Raw genomic sequence first — 13,520 nt, 5'->3', positions numbered from 1 at the left:
GGGGGTTCGCTCAGCGGCCGACGCGACGGCGGCGGGCCACCTCGGCCAGAACGACGCCGGTGGCGACCGAGGCGTTCAGGGACTCCACGCGGCCGGCCAGGGGGATCGAGACGGTCACGTCGCAGGTCTCCCGGACCAGCCGGGACAGACCCTTGCCCTCCGAACCGGTGACGATCACCAGCGGCCCGGAGGCCAGGTCGAAGTCGTCGAGGGAGACGTCGCCGTCGGCGGCCAGACCGGCGACCATCAGCCCGGCGGAGGCGTACTCCTGCAGGGTGCGGGTCAGGTTCGTCGCGCGCGCGACCGGGACCCGGGCCGCGGTGCCCGCCGAGGTCCGCCAGGCCACCGCGGTCATGCCCGCGGCGCGCCGCTGCGGCACGACGACGCCGTGCCCGCCGAACGCCCCCACCGACCGGACGACCGCACCCAGGTTGCGCGGGTCGGTCACCCCGTCCAGGGCGACGGCCAGTGCCGGGCGCCCGGAGTGCGACGCGGCCTCGAGCACCTCGTCCGGGTGGGCGTAGGCGTACGGCGGCACCTGCAGGGCGAGGCCCTGGTGCAGCGCTCCCCCGCTGATCCGGTCGAGGTCGTTGCGCGGCACCTCCAGGATGGAGATGCCCCGCTCCGCAGCCAGCGCGACGGCCTCGGTGACGCGGTCGTCGGCGGACATGCCGGTGGCCACCTGCAGCGCCGTCGCCGGGACGCCGGCCCGCAGGCACTCGACGACCGGGTTGCGGCCGAGCACGGTCTCCGGGGTCTCCCCGTCACCGCGACGGCCCGCGACCGGGCGTCGGCGCTGCTGCTGGTCCTGGGCGGCGCGGCGCGCGGCCGCCCTCGCCTTCGGGTGGCCGGGTCGCATCTCGCCGGGCGGGGTCGGGCCCTTGCCCTTCAGTGCGCGCCGGGGCTGACCGCCGGATCCGACGACCATGCCCTTCTTGGTGCCTTCCTTACGGATCGCACCGCGGCGCTTGGAATTGCCTGCCATGAGTTCTACGAGTCCTAGTTGTCTTTGAGAGTCCAGGTGGAGCCGTCGGCGCCGTCCTCGACGGCGATCCCGGCGGCGAGCAGCTCGTCGCGGAGCCGGTCCGCGGTGGCGAAGTCGCGCTCGGCGCGCGCGGCCCGGCGGCGCTCGAGCATCGTCTCCACCAGGGTGCCCAGTGCCTGCCGGGCGGCGTCGCCCGACTCCTCGGCCACGCCGCCGGCTGCCAGCGGGTCCAGGCCGAGCACCTCGGTCGTCGCACGGACCGCGGACGCGGCCCGCAGTGCGCCGGTGACGTCCCCGGCGTCGAGGGCGGTGTTGCCCTCGCGCACCAGGGTGTGCACGGTGCCGAGCGCGAGCGGGGTGCCCAGGTCGTCGTCGAGTGCGGCGGTGAACGCGCCGGGCAGCTCCGCCGCGACCTCGGGCAGGCCGTGCCGCTCGCGCACCCGGTGCACGAACGACTCGATCCGCCGGTACGCGGCGACGGCCTCGTCCAGCGCGGCGTCGGAGTACTCGATCGCCGACCGGTAGTGCGGGCCGACCAGGTAGTAGCGCAGCTCGGCCGGGCGGACCCGCTCGAGCAGGTTCTCGATCGCCAGGGTGTTCCCCAGCGACTTCGACATCTTCTCCCCGCCCATGGTCACCCAGGCGTTGTGCAGCCAGAACCGGGCGAACCCGTCCCCGGCCGCGTGGCTCTGGGCGCGCTCGTTCTCGTGGTGCGGGAACACCAGGTCCAGGCCGCCGCCGTGGATGTCGAACTCCGGGCCGAGGTAGGCGGTCGCCATCGCCGAGCACTCCAGGTGCCAGCCGGGACGGCCGTTCCCCCAGGGGGTGGGCCAGCTCGGCTCGCCGGGCTTGGCGGCCTTCCACAGCGTGAAGTCCAGTGCGTCGCGCTTGGCGCCGCCCTCGCCCTCGCCCTGGTGGACGTCGTCGACGCGCTGGCCGGACAGCGCGCCGTAGTCGGGCAGGGTGCGCACGGCGAAGTACACGTCGCCGCCCGCGGCGTAGGCGTGACCGCGCTCGATCAGCCGCTCGATCAGCTCGACCATCTGCGTGATGTGCCCGGTCGCCCGGGGCTCCACCGACGGCGGCAGGCAGCCCAGCGCGTCGTACGCGGCGGTGAAGGCCCGCTCGTGCGTGGCCGCCCACTCCCACCACGGACGGCCCGCGGCCTGGGCCTTGCGCAGGATCTTGTCGTCGATGTCGGTGACGTTGCGGACCAGCGTGACGTCGTACCCGGACCGGGCCAGCCAGCGGCGCAGCACGTCGTAGTTCAGACCCGAGCGGACGTGGCCGATGTGCGGCAGACCCTGCACCGTCGCCCCACAGACGTACATCGACACTGCTCCGGCCCGCAGCGGCGTGAACGCACGCTGCTCCCTGGTCGCTGAGTCGAGAAGTCTGAGGCTCACGTCACCAGGGTACGGGCCTCCGATTCGTCCACTACACGCGCGGTGGGGCTGCGGCAAGGTGTCCGACATGGCTGTTCAGCGGATGTACCCGCGGCTGGTCGTGCACGACGCCGACGCCGCGATCGACTTCTACCGCGCCGCGTTCGGCGCGGAGCTCGTGGAGCGCTACACCGACGGCTCCGGCGCCGTGGTGCACGCCCTGCTGCGGGCCGGCGGCGCGGAGTGGGCCGTCAAGGACGGCGACGACGTCGACCCCGCGCCGTCGGGGCCCGGCGCGGTGATCCTGGCCCTGGAGGTCGACGACCCGGACGCGGTCGCCGCGGCGATGGTGGACCACGGCGGCCGGGTGCTGTTCCCGGTGACCGACCACGACTACGGACAGCGCGGCGGCCGGCTCGCCGACCCGTTCGGCCACGCCTGGATGGTGGCGGCCCACGCCGACGACCTCACCCCGGAGCAGATCCAGGAGCGGACCGGGCGTCTCTAGCCCGCGGGCAGCAGCAGCGCCGTCGCGACGGCGGCGCGGCCCTCGCCGCGCCCGGTCAGCCCCAGCCCGTCGGTCGTCGTGCCGGACACCGACACCGGGCCGCCGACCACCTCCGACAGCACCCGTTCGGCCTCGGCCCGGCGCTTCCCGATCTTGGGGTCGTTCCCGACCACCTGGACGGCGGCGTTGCCGACGGTCCAGCCGTCGCGGGTGAGCAGGCGGCGGACCTCGGCGAGCAGGGTCGCCCCGCTCGCACCCGTCCACTCCGGACGGCCGGTGCCGAACACCGCGCCCAGGTCGCCCAGCCCCGCCGCGGACAGCAGGGCGTCGCACAGGGCGTGTGCGGCGACGTCGCCGTCGGAGTGCCCGGCGCAGCCGTCGGCCCCGGGCCACAGCAGACCCGCGACCCAGCAGTCGCGGCCCGGCTCGACCGGGTGCACGTCGGTACCGATCCCGACCCTCATGCGTGTTCCTCGTGCTCGGTGACGCGGCCCGCCCCGGCGAGCAGCAGTTCGGCGATGCGCAGGTCCCACGCAGTGGTGACCTTGAACGCGAGCGGGTCCCCGGCGACGGTGGTGACCGGGTCGCCGAGCGCCTCGACCAGCCCGGCGTCGTCGGTGCGGGGATCGGGTGTGCCCGCGTGGGCGCGACGCAGGTCGGCCGCGCGGAACCCCTGCGGTGTCTGCACCGCACGCAGCTCGGAGCGGTCCACGGTGGACACGACGGTCCCGGCGCCGTCGACCCGCTTGACCGTGTCGGCCACGGGGAGCACCGGGATGACCGCGGGCGCGCCCGCGCGCACGGCGCCGACCACCCGGCGGACGACGTCGGGTGGTGTGAGCGGGCGCGCGGCGTCGTGCACCAGCACGACCTCGGCGTCCGTCCCGGTCGCAGCGAGACCGGCCGCGACGGAGGCGGTGCGGTCGGCACCGCCGGCGACGACGGTCGCCGGGCGTCCGGTCAGCATGGCGGCGGCGGCGTCCACCTGGTCCGCGGGGACGACGACCACCACGTGTCCGACGACGTCGGACGCGAGAAGGCCGTCGACCGCGCGTACCAGCATGGGAACCCCGGCCAGTCCGACGAACGCCTTGGGCACACCTGCACCCAGACGCACCCCGGAACCGGCCGCGGGAAGCACCGCGACGACACCCGCCCCGGAGGACGGTCCGTGCACGCCGGTCAGGCGTTCGCGGTGGCGAGCACCTCGTCGAGCAGGACCTCGGCCCGCTCCTCGTCGGTGCCCTCGGCCAGCGCGAGCTCACTGACCAGTATCTGCCTCGCCTTGGCCAGCATCCGCTTCTCACCGGCGGACAGGCCCCGGTCCTTCTCCCGCCGCCAGAGGTCGCGGACGACCTCGGCGACCTTGTTCACGTCACCGGACGTGAGCTTCTCCCAGTTCGCCTTGTACCGGCGCGACCAGTTCGTGGGCTCCTCGGTGTGCGGCGCGCGCAACACCTCGAAGACCCGATCCAGCCCCTCCTGGCCCACGACGTCACGAACACCGACCACCTCGACGTTGTCGGCGGGGATGCGCACCGTCAGATCGCCCTGCTGAACCTTCAGGACGAGGTACTGCACTTCCTCGCCCTTGATCGTCCGGGTCTCGATCGCCTCGATGAGCGCGGCACCGTGGTGCGGGTAGACGACGGTCTCTCCGACCTTGAAAACCATGTGTCCTCTGGCCCCTTTCGCTGGGTCCAGATTAACACGTCGCCCGGGCGGGACGGTGACCGGCTTTCACCGTCGTCGCAGGTCAGGGGGTTGACAACGGCGGAGGAACGTGTTCCCCGCGGGCGTGGCGCCCATCCGGACCGGCCCGGCCACGTGCCGGTCGCCGCCGCGTCACGTCCCGGACCACCGGGTCTGCCGCCCCGCCGTCCGGCGGGGACGCGGTCGTCACACCCGGGTGCCCGACCGCGCAACGCGCCGGAGCGCGCGACTAGGCTGCCCCTCGACAGACCCAGCATGTGCGCCGGGGGCACTTCGGGGCACCGGCAAGGAAGGACACGACGACCGTGAGCCGCACCCGCCGTTCCGCCCGGACCCTGGCCGGGGTCGCCGGCGCCGTCGCCCTGACCGGCCTGCTGATCAGCGGCTGTGGAGCCGGGCAGATCGCGCAGACCGCAGAGCAGGTCGCCGCCGTCAACGGCGCCAACGCCACGGTCGGCTCGGTCGACCTGCGTGACGTCCAGGTCGCCTACCCGACCACGCCCGCGGGCCCGGACGCGCTCTACCGCCAGGGCGGCGCCGCACCGCTCGTCGCCACCCTGGTCAACACCGGCTCGGTCGCCGACCGCCTGGTCTCGGTCACCTCGCCCGCCGCCGCGTCGGTGCAGATCCAGGGCGACGCGACCATGCCGCAGGACATCGCGCTGGTCTCGCCGGGCAACCTGCAGCTGGCCCCCACCAACGCCAAGCGCGTGCAGCTCGTCGCCGAGGGTCTGACCCGTCCGGTCCCCTCCGGCGCGCAGCTCCCGATGACGTTCGTGTTCGAGAAGGCCGGCTCGGTGACCCTCACCGTCCCGACCGGCGTGCCGACCGTCGAGGGTTCCCCCGGGCACGCCCCGGAGCGCGCGTCGTTCGCCGACGGCGAGGAGGGCGCCAACGGCGCCGAGACCGGCGTCAACTCCGAGACCGGTGGCCAGGCCGAGGCCCCGCCGGTGGACCGGCCGAACCCGGTCCCGGCCGGTGAGGGCGCCCCCGTCGCGCCCGGCAACGAGGGCAGCGGCGCCGGCGGCGCCGCCGGCAACTGACCCCCCGGTCCCGCGCCGCCCGCTCGGGCGGCTACCGCTGCACGGAGTGCGACCACCGCACGGCGCAGTGGGTGGGGCGCTGTCCGGGCTGCCAGGCCTGGGGGTCGCTCGAGCAGGTCGAGCCGGTGCGCACCGGCGGGGGCGGCCGGACCGTCGTCGCGGGGGCGCCCAGCACCCCGGCCCGGCGGATCGCCGAGGTGGAGCTGGACTCCGCCCGGGCCCGGCCGACCGGGGTCGACGAGCTGGACCGTGTCCTCGGTGGCGGGCTCGTCCCGGGCGCGGTGGTGCTGCTGGCCGGTGAGCCGGGCGTCGGGAAGTCCACGCTGCTCCTGGAGGTCGCCGCACAGGCCGCCGCCCGGTCCCGGGTCCTCTACGTCTCCGGTGAGGAGTCCGCGGGCCAGGTCCGCTTGCGCGCCGAGCGCACCGGCGGCGTCCACGACGAGCTCTACCTCGCCGCCGAGTCCGACCTCGAGTCGGTGCTCGGCCACGTCGACGCGCTGCGGCCGTCGCTGCTGGTGGTGGACTCCATCCAGACCATGTCCACCGCCTCGGTCGACGGCAGCCCCGGCGGGGTGACCCAGACCCGCGCCGTCACCGTGGGGCTGACCGCGCTGGCGAAGGAACGCGGCCTGGCCGTGCTGCTCGTCGGCCACGTCACCAAGGACGGCGGCATCGCGGGTCCGCGGGTGCTGGAGCACCTGGTCGACGTGGTGCTGCACTTCGAGGGCGACAAGCACTCGGCGCTGCGGATGGTCCGCGGGGTGAAGAACCGGTTCGGTCCGGCCGACGAGGTCGGCTGCTTCGAGCTGCGCGACTCCGGCATCGTCGGTCTCGCCGACCCCTCGGGGCTGTTCCTCGGCCGGTTCGGCCAGGGCGCCGACGCGGTGCAGCCGGGGACCGCGGTGACCGTCGTGATGGACGGGCGACGGCCGCTGCTGGCCGAGGTGCAGGCGCTCGTCGCGGGGGCGAACATCCCCAGCCCGCGCCGGGCGGTGACCGGGCTGGACTCGTCGCGGGTGCCGATGCTGCTCGCCGTCGTCGAACGGCGGGGCGGGCTCAAGCTGCACGACGCCGAGGTCTACACCGCCACCGTCGGCGGGATGCGGATCACCGAGCCGGCGGCCGACCTCGCGATCGCGCTGGCGGTCGTCTCGGCGAAGCGGGACGCGGCGCTGCCCGCGGACCTCGTCGTGCTGGGCGAGCTCGGGCTGGCCGGCGAGCTGCGCCGGGTGCACGGTGTGGACCGGCGCCTCGCGGAGGCCGCACGGCTGGGCTTCACCCGGGCGATCGTCCCCACCGGGGCCGAGGTCGGGCGGACCGGGATGCAGATCACCGAGGCGTCGTCGCTGCGCGAGATCATGGCCCGCATCCGCTGAGCCTCAGCTCATGAGCAGCGGGGCGGGCTCGCTCACGACCCGGTCGAGCCGGGCCAGCACCCGGTAGCCGCCCGGGCCCACCCGGGTGCGCTCGCCCGCACAGCCGGGCTCGGAGGCGAGCCCGGTCCAGGTCACGGCGAAGGCCACCGGCTGGCCGGGCACCAGGGTGCGCAGGTCGTCCGACGACGGGTTGGAGCAGTCGTTGGACGACCAGAGCTTGGTCGCCCCGTCGCCGCTCCAGACGGCGATCTCCTGCTGGGCGCCGTCGAGGTCGCGCACGCAGGGCTGGCCGGAGACGTTGGTGACGACCAACCGCAGCTCGGGCCGCGCGCCGGAGGGGTAGGTCGGCTGCCCGGTCTCGGCACGCACCTCGATCATCGCGTCGGTGCAGGGCACCGGACCGGTCGGCGGGGAGGGTGCGGCCTGCGGCACCTGCACGGACGGGCGTGGTGTGTCGTCGGGGCGGACCGTCTCGTCCGCCGGGCCCGCGTTCGGGGTCGCGGGCCCGGCGGACGTCCCCGCCGCGGCGGCCGGCGGGGGTCCGGGCGCGGCGGGGTCGGGGAGCGGCACGGACGGGGGTGCCCCCGTCCCCGGGGCTGGGGATGCCGGGGACGGGGACCCCGGGGGCGGCGCGGGTGCGGCCGTCCCCGTGTCCGGTGTGGTCTGCGACGACTGGGGGGTCGTCCGTGCGGCCGTCCCGGCGGGCTCGTCGGAGCCCCGCGGGATCAGCAGCCAGGTGGTGAGCCACAGCAGCGCGAAGAGCGCGAGCAGCGCGACGCCGACCGCGCACGCGCGCCGGCGCCAGTAGACCGACGCCGGCAGGGGACCCACCGGGTGCATGTCACCGACGGTAGATCTCCGGTTACACGAAGTCGCCGCCGCCGCGCCGGGACCGGACATGTCCGGCGAGGTCCACCCGGCGGGGCGACCCTCGCCTCCCGACCGGGTGAGCGCAGCGGCGGAACGGCCGCCCGGGTGCCCCCCGGACCGGCCCGGACGGGGTCCGCGCCCCGGATCGCCCGACCCCCGGGCGGGTGGCGCACCGACCCGGGGTGACCGGCGCCGTCCGACGACAGGGTCCCGCCCGGCACCCGAGGACGGGAACCGCCCCGGTCGTGGCGCGCGCCCCGGTGGCGGGCGCGGTAGGGACCGTGATCCACGCGCCGGCACCCGGGACGGTCGCCGGGCGACGCCGACGGCGCCCGGTCCGCGGTCACGGCGGGGCCGTCGCCGGGGCCCGGCGGGGGGCGCGCGACACTGGGACGGTGGTGGCCGATCTGATCTCCCCGTGGTTCCGGGCGCACGCCCGCGACCTGCCGTGGCGGCGCCCGGAGACCACGCCGTGGGGAGTGCTGGTCAGCGAGTTCATGCTCCAGCAGACCCCGGTCGCCCGGGTCGAACCGGTCTGGCGGGACTGGATGGAGCGTTGGCCCGCGCCGTCGTCGCTGGCCGCCGCGCCGCGCGCGGACGTGCTGCGGGCCTGGGGCAAGCTCGGCTACCCGCGCCGCGCCATCCGGCTGCACGACGCGGCCGCGGCGATCGCCGCCCAGCACGGCGACGCCGTCCCCTCCGACGTCGAGGCACTCGAGGCCCTGCCCGGTGTCGGCTCCTACACGGCGCGGGCGGTGGCGGCGTTCGGCTTCGGGCTGCGCGCCGCCGTCGTCGACACCAACGTCCGCCGGGTCGTGGCCCGCGCGGTGCACGGTCAGGGCGACGCCGGACCGGCCCGCACCCGGGCCGACCTGGCCGACGTGGACGCACTGCTGCCCGACGACGACGCCGAGGCCGCCGTCGTCTCGGCCGGGCTGATGGAGCTGGGCGCGGTCGTCTGCACCGCCCGCTCGCCGCGCTGCGCGGACTGCCCGGTCGCGGCCCGCTGCGCCTGGGTGGCGGCCGGCAGGCCCGCCTACGACGGCCCGCGCAAGCCGGTCCAGGGCTTCGCCGGCACCGACCGGCAGGTGCGCGGCAAGCTCATGGACGTGCTGCGCACCGCGCACGGGCCGGTCGAGCGGGCCGCGCTGGACGCCGTCTGGTCCGACGCGGGCCAGCGCGACCGGTGCCTGCACTCGCTGCTGGTCGACGGCCTGGCCGAGCAGACCGACGACGGCCGCTTCGCCCTCCCCGTCTGAGCGGGGGACCGATGCCCAGCACCGTCCGCTTCCGGCTCGACGACGACGGCGCCGCCGCGCTCACCGCACTGCGCGACCGGCTCGCCGCGGCCGGGATCCCGGTCGCGGCCGGCACGCCGCACGTCACCGTCGCGGCGGCGGGCACGGTCCCGCCGCCCGCCGTGCGGGAGCTGACCGCCCAGCTGCGCCTGGTCGCGCTGCCGGTGCTGTGGCTGGCCGGTCTCGGCTCGGTCGGCCCGGACGCGCCGGACGCGCTGGCGCTGACCGCCGTCACCGACCCCGAGGTGCTGGCCGTGCACACGGCGGTGCACGACGCGCTGGCCGGGCGGGTGCGGGGCGCGCACGCCGCGCACCTGCCGGGTTCCTGGCTGCCGCACGTGGTGCTGGCGACCGGGCGGCCCGCCGAGGCGTTCGCGCGGCTGCACCCGGTCGAGCCGGTACGGGCGCGGATCACCGCCGTCGAGCTGCACGACTCGCGCACCGGGGAGACGGTGGCCCTCAGCGCGGGCTGAGCCCCGCGAGGGCCTGCTCGACCAGCGCCTCCACCATGGGGGTGAGCGGCCCGCGGCGGTCGGCCGGGATCGCACACCAGCGCAGGACGGCCCCGAGGTAGCCGTCGAACAGGAGGTCGGCGGCGACGTCCGGGTCGGTGGCCGGGTCGATCCCCCCGCCGTCGCGGCCCCGCTCGATCCACTCCGCCAGCCGCCGGGCCGCGGTCGTCCGGTGCCGGACCGGCCCGAGCGCGGCGAGCCAGCCGAGCATCATCTGCTCGGTCCCGTCCGGGTCGGCGTCGGTCAGTGCGCCCAGCTCGCGGAACCAGGCCCGGATCCGGTCGGGGACGTGGTCACCGGGTGCGGGCCCGCCGGTGGCCGCGGTCGCCGCGACCTCGCGCCGCATCGCCCACTCGACCGCGAGCTCGCCCTTGCTCGGGAAGTGGTTGAACGCCGTGCGGCGGGACAGTCCCGCGCGGTGCGCGATGTCCTCCATCGTCGTCGCCGCGAACCCCCGCTCGGCGACGAGCGCGGTCGCGGCCTCGTAGAGCAGCTCGCGGCTGCGCACGCGCCGCGGGTCCGGGGCCCTCGTCGTCATCGTCCTCCGCCCTCGACATTTTCTGCATCCGAGTGCATTCTATCCTTGTTGCACTCAAGTGCAGAACAGGAGGCCTGTCATGCCACAGGAGTTCGCCGACCGGGCCCTGGCCGAGTTCGCCGCCGCGTCGTCCGCATTCGGCTCGTCCGACGTCCCCGCGATCCGCGGGGCGATCGCGGCCCGTGCCGCGGGTCGGCCGCGGGGCCCGGAGATGTACGAGGTCCGCGAGGTCACGCTGCCGACCTGCCCGGGCCGGCTGTACCGGCCGGGGCCGGAGCCCGCGCCGCTGGTCGTGTACCTGCACGGCGGCGGCTGGACGGTCGGCAGCGTCGCGTCGTTCGACCGGCCGGTGCGGCGGCTGGCCGCGGCCGCGGGCGCCGACGTGCTCGCCGTCGACTACCGGCTCGCGCCCGAGGCGCCCTGGCCCGCGTCGGTCGACGACACCGTCGCGACCCTGCGGGCCGTCGCCGCCTGCGGGCCGGGGGCCACGCCGGGCGCCGTCGTCGTCTGCGGGGACAGCGCGGGCGGCACGCTCGCGACGCTGGCCTGCCTCCGGCTGCGCGACGAGGCCCCGGAGGCGCTGCCGGACCTGCAGGTCCTGGTGTACCCCAACGCCGACCTGTCCGACACCACCTCGGCCTCGATGCGGGAGAAGGCGACCGGATACGGCTTCGACGCCGCCTCCGCGACCTTCTTCGCCCGGCTGTGGGTCGGCGGCGACGGGTCCCTGCTCCGCGACCCGCGGGTCAGCCCGCTGCACGCCCCCGACCTGTCCGGGCTGCCCCCGGCGGTCGTCGTCACCGCCGAGCACGATCCGATCCGCGACCCGGCCGAAGCCTACGCCCGGCGGCTCGCCGCGGCGGGCGTGCCCACGACCCTGCGCCGCGAGGCGGGGATGATCCACAACTTCCTGCAGCTCGACGAGGTGTCGCCGGCCGCCGCGGCGGCGGCCGACCGGGTCGCCGCCGACGTCGCCGCGGTGCGGTCCGGGACGGCGACGGGCTGACACCTCTCCCGCCGGCACCGGGCGGCCTCCCGGACGGCACCGGCGGGCCGCTCCCGCCGTCGTCGCCGCGGACGGCGCACCGTCCCCTGTGGTGCTCGCCGCCCCTAGGCTCGCCCCGTGGCGGACGAACAGGACGTGCGGCGGATCGCGCTCGCCCTCGACGGCGTCGTCGAGAACCCGAGTGAGGGGTTCGACTTCCGGGTGCGCGGCAAGGGCTTCGTGTGGTCCTGGCCGGAGCGGGTGCCCGGGAGACGACGGGTGATCAGGACCGACGTCGCCGTGCTGTACGTCGGCGACGAGGCGGAGAAGCAGGCCCTGCTGCTCGGCGAGCCCGACCTGTTCTTCACCGACGCCGGGCACGCGCCGTGGCCCCTGGTGCTCGTCCGCCTGGACCAGGTGGACGACGACCGGCTGGCCGAGCTGGTCGGTGACGCGTGGCACATGCGCGTCGACGAGGCCGGGCGGGGATAACGTGGCGGACATGGCCATTGTGAAGATCAACGCGATCGAGGTCCCGGAGAACGCGGGCCCCGAGCTGGAGAAGCGGTTCGCGAACCGCCTGCACGCCGTCGACGGGCAGCCCGGCTTCCTCGGGTTCGAGCTGCTGCGCCCCGTCTCCGGCGACGACCGGTACTTCGTCGTGACCCGCTGGGAGACCGAGGCCGACTTCCAGGCGTGGCGCGAGGGCCCGGCCGCCGAGGCGCACGCCGGCCAGCGCTCGCCGCAGCCGGTCGCCAAGGGCGCGTCGCTGCTGGAGTTCGAGGTCGTCGACCTGCAGCAGATCGCGGCGGGGTCCTGATCGACGCCCGCGAGGTCGCCGCGGCCTTCTCCGACGAGATCGCCGCGGCGGCCCGCCTGGTCCGCGACGCGGACGCCCTGCTGGTCACCGCGGGCGCCGGGATGGGCGTCGACTCGGGGCTGCCGGACTTCCGCGGCGGCGAGGGCTTCTGGCGGGCCTACCCGCCCTACGCCCGCCTCGGCCTGCGCTTCGAGGAGCTGGCCGATCCCGCGCACTTCGCCGACGACCCGGCGCTGGCCTGGGGCTTCTACGGCCACCGCCTGCACCTCTACCGGGACACCGTGCCGCACCCGGGGTTCGCGGTGCTGCGCCGCTGGGCCGGCCGGGTGCCCTCGAACGTGTTCACCTCGAACGTCGACGGCCAGTTCCAGCGGGCCGGCTTCGCCCCGGACGACGTCGCCGAGGTGCACGGCTCCATCCACCACCTGCAGTGCCTGCGGCTCTGCGGTCACGGCGTGTGGCCCGCCGACGGCGTCGAGGTGCCGGTCGACGAGGCCACCATGCGTGCCGTCGGCGAGCTGCCCCGCTGCCCGGGCTGCGGCGGCCTCGCCCGTCCGGCGATCCTGATGTTCGGCGACGGCGGCTGGGACGACGCGCACGCCGCGACGGCGCTGCAGCGGCACGTGGACTGGCTGGCGGCGCACCGGACCGGGGTGGTCGTCGTCGAGCTGGGGGCGGGCGGTGCGCTGCCCACGGTGCGTCGCCGCTCGGAGCTCGCCTCGGCCGCGACCGGCGCGCTCGTGCGGATCAACGTCCGCGAGTCGCAGGTGCGCCACGGCCGCGGCGTCGGCATCGCGGCCCCCGCGGCCGCGACCCTCGCCGCGATCGACGCCGCCCTCTGACCCACCCGCCCCGCGCACCTGCGTGCCGCGGGGCGGGGGCAGGGCTCAGGAGGGGACGGCCTTCTGGTCCGGGACGACGATCGCGGGCAGGTCGGCGAGGCCGGCCAGCGCCGCGTCGTGGACCTCGGACGCCGGGACGGTGCCGTGCACACCGGGCAGGGCCCGGGTGGCCGTGGCCGCCGCGACGACGGTCGGCACGTAGCCGCCGGAGAACGCGCTGCGCGCGGTGGAGTTCACGCACATGTGCGTCATGAACCCGGCGAGCACCAGGTCCTGGTAGCCCTCCAGCAGCTCCGCCAGTCCGGTGTGGACGAAAGCGCTGGGGAAGTTCTTGGTCACCACGGCCTCGCCGTCACGCGGGGCGACCGAGTCGTGGATGGCGCCGATCGGCGCGGTGACGTCGTACGGGCTGCCCTCGCCCGCGTCGTGCCGGATGTGGATGATCCGGGACCCGGCGGAGCGGGCGCGGTCGAGCAGCTCGGCCGCCTCGCCGAGGGCCGGCTCGACGTTCTCCAGCCGCATCACGCCCTCGGTGTAGGTGTTCTGCAGGTCGATCATGATGAGTGCGGAGCGGGACAGCTGGGCCGGTTCCGCCGGCAGGCCCATCAGTCCGCGCAGGGTGTGCGTCATCGGTGCTCCTCGGCC

At 76.0% G+C, this 13,520-nt stretch carries 17 protein-coding genes; 9 read left to right on the top strand and 8 right to left on the bottom strand.

The genetic code is table 11. The features are described from left to right. Positions 1 to 10: 10 nt before the first annotated feature. Together rlmB and cysS are read right to left on the bottom strand one after the other, a co-directional pair. Positions 11 to 985: a 23S rRNA (guanosine(2251)-2'-O)-methyltransferase RlmB gene (gene rlmB, locus ND486_RS08870; RefSeq protein ID WP_062398410.1), complete on the bottom strand. Its 975-nt coding sequence runs from the start codon at positions 983 to 985 to the stop codon at positions 11 to 13. Between the two features lie 14 nt (positions 986 to 999). After that, positions 1,000 to 2,391: a cysteine--tRNA ligase gene (gene cysS, locus ND486_RS08865; protein WP_100878902.1), complete on the bottom strand. Its 1,392-nt coding sequence runs from the start codon at positions 2,389 to 2,391 to the stop codon at positions 1,000 to 1,002. 67 nt (positions 2,392 to 2,458) lie between these two features. Between cysS and ND486_RS08860 the strand changes: the two genes are divergently transcribed. Further along, on the top strand, positions 2,459 to 2,878 hold the full coding sequence (locus ND486_RS08860) for a glyoxalase/bleomycin resistance/extradiol dioxygenase family protein (RefSeq protein ID WP_251783621.1): 420 nt from the start codon (positions 2,459 to 2,461) through the stop codon (positions 2,876 to 2,878). Here the strand turns inward: ND486_RS08860 and ispF are convergent. From ispF to ND486_RS08845, 3 genes are read right to left on the bottom strand one after another with little or no spacing between them, the layout of a single operon-like run. Then, positions 2,875 to 3,342, bottom strand: a complete 468-nt coding sequence (gene ispF / locus ND486_RS08855; protein ID WP_251783619.1) for a 2-C-methyl-D-erythritol 2,4-cyclodiphosphate synthase — start codon at positions 3,340 to 3,342, stop codon at positions 2,875 to 2,877. The two genes, ND486_RS08860 and ispF, sit on opposite strands and share 4 nt — an antisense overlap. Further along, on the bottom strand, positions 3,339 to 4,055 hold the full coding sequence (gene ispD, locus ND486_RS08850; protein WP_251783618.1) for a 2-C-methyl-D-erythritol 4-phosphate cytidylyltransferase: 717 nt from the start codon (positions 4,053 to 4,055) through the stop codon (positions 3,339 to 3,341). The genes ispF and ispD overlap by 4 nt, the downstream gene beginning before the upstream one ends. Before the next feature lie 5 nt (positions 4,056 to 4,060). Next, positions 4,061 to 4,552 (bottom strand): CarD family transcriptional regulator, encoded by a 492-nt coding sequence (locus ND486_RS08845; protein ID WP_020625956.1) that lies wholly within the window; start codon positions 4,550 to 4,552, stop codon positions 4,061 to 4,063. A 344-nt stretch (positions 4,553 to 4,896) separates the two neighbouring features. Between ND486_RS08845 and ND486_RS08840 the strand changes: the two genes are divergently transcribed. Then, positions 4,897 to 5,634 carry a copper chaperone PCu(A)C gene (locus ND486_RS08840; protein ID WP_251783610.1) on the top strand — a complete coding sequence of 246 codons (738 nt, stop codon included), beginning with the start codon at positions 4,897 to 4,899 and terminating at the stop codon, positions 5,632 to 5,634. Continuing rightward, positions 5,631 to 7,010 (top strand): DNA repair protein RadA, encoded by a 1,380-nt coding sequence (radA, locus tag ND486_RS08835; RefSeq protein ID WP_075309695.1) that lies wholly within the window; start codon positions 5,631 to 5,633, stop codon positions 7,008 to 7,010. The genes ND486_RS08840 and radA overlap by 4 nt, the downstream gene beginning before the upstream one ends. A gap of 3 nt (positions 7,011 to 7,013) precedes the next feature. On the opposite strand, the gene ND486_RS08830 is transcribed toward radA, so the two are convergent. After that, positions 7,014 to 7,850, bottom strand: coding sequence for a hypothetical protein (locus ND486_RS08830; protein WP_251783730.1), 837 nt, complete (start codon positions 7,848 to 7,850; stop codon positions 7,014 to 7,016). A gap of 425 nt (positions 7,851 to 8,275) precedes the next feature. Between ND486_RS08830 and ND486_RS08825 the strand changes: the two genes are divergently transcribed. After that, positions 8,276 to 9,139, top strand: coding sequence for an A/G-specific adenine glycosylase (locus ND486_RS08825; protein WP_208826213.1), 864 nt, complete (start codon positions 8,276 to 8,278; stop codon positions 9,137 to 9,139). Positions 9,140 to 9,150: 11 nt separating this feature from the next. Next, the gene (locus ND486_RS08820; RefSeq protein WP_251783608.1) at positions 9,151 to 9,651 is read left to right on the top strand and encodes a 2'-5' RNA ligase family protein; all 501 of its coding nucleotides are present in this window, start codon (positions 9,151 to 9,153) and stop codon (positions 9,649 to 9,651) included. Here the strand turns inward: ND486_RS08820 and ND486_RS08815 are convergent. Continuing rightward, a complete protein-coding gene (locus ND486_RS08815; protein WP_226367855.1) occupies positions 9,638 to 10,228 on the bottom strand; it encodes a TetR/AcrR family transcriptional regulator in 591 nt (196 codons plus the stop codon). The two genes, ND486_RS08820 and ND486_RS08815, sit on opposite strands and share 14 nt — an antisense overlap. 79 nt (positions 10,229 to 10,307) lie before the next feature. Here ND486_RS08815 and ND486_RS08810 point away from each other — a divergent pair, with 79 nt between their 5' ends. From ND486_RS08810 to ND486_RS08795, 4 genes are all read left to right on the top strand, one after another. Further along, positions 10,308 to 11,234, top strand: a complete 927-nt coding sequence (locus tag ND486_RS08810; RefSeq protein WP_251783606.1) for an alpha/beta hydrolase — start codon at positions 10,308 to 10,310, stop codon at positions 11,232 to 11,234. Positions 11,235 to 11,351: 117 nt separating this feature from the next. Further along, positions 11,352 to 11,705 (top strand): MmcQ/YjbR family DNA-binding protein, encoded by a 354-nt coding sequence (locus ND486_RS08805; protein ID WP_208826218.1) that lies wholly within the window; start codon positions 11,352 to 11,354, stop codon positions 11,703 to 11,705. A 10-nt stretch (positions 11,706 to 11,715) separates the two neighbouring features. Then, positions 11,716 to 12,033 (top strand): antibiotic biosynthesis monooxygenase, encoded by a 318-nt coding sequence (locus tag ND486_RS08800; protein WP_073576923.1) that lies wholly within the window; start codon positions 11,716 to 11,718, stop codon positions 12,031 to 12,033. 101 nt (positions 12,034 to 12,134) lie between these two features. Further along, positions 12,135 to 12,875 carry a Sir2 family NAD-dependent protein deacetylase gene (locus tag ND486_RS08795; protein WP_251783604.1) on the top strand — a complete coding sequence of 247 codons (741 nt, stop codon included), beginning with the start codon at positions 12,135 to 12,137 and terminating at the stop codon, positions 12,873 to 12,875. Positions 12,876 to 12,920: 45 nt separating this feature from the next. Here the strand turns inward: ND486_RS08795 and ND486_RS08790 are convergent, their stop codons facing one another. Beyond that, a complete protein-coding gene (locus ND486_RS08790; protein ID WP_251783602.1) occupies positions 12,921 to 13,505 on the bottom strand; it encodes a cysteine hydrolase family protein in 585 nt (194 codons plus the stop codon). Positions 13,506 to 13,520 lie beyond the last annotated feature (15 nt).

Source organism: Pseudonocardia sp. DR1-2 (genome assembly GCF_023717215.1).
Taxonomy (GTDB): Bacteria; Actinomycetota; Actinomycetes; order Mycobacteriales; family Pseudonocardiaceae; genus Pseudonocardia; species Pseudonocardia alni.
The sequence above is the reverse complement of the archived record's forward strand: the minus strand, read 5'-3'. Positions and strand labels throughout refer to the sequence as shown.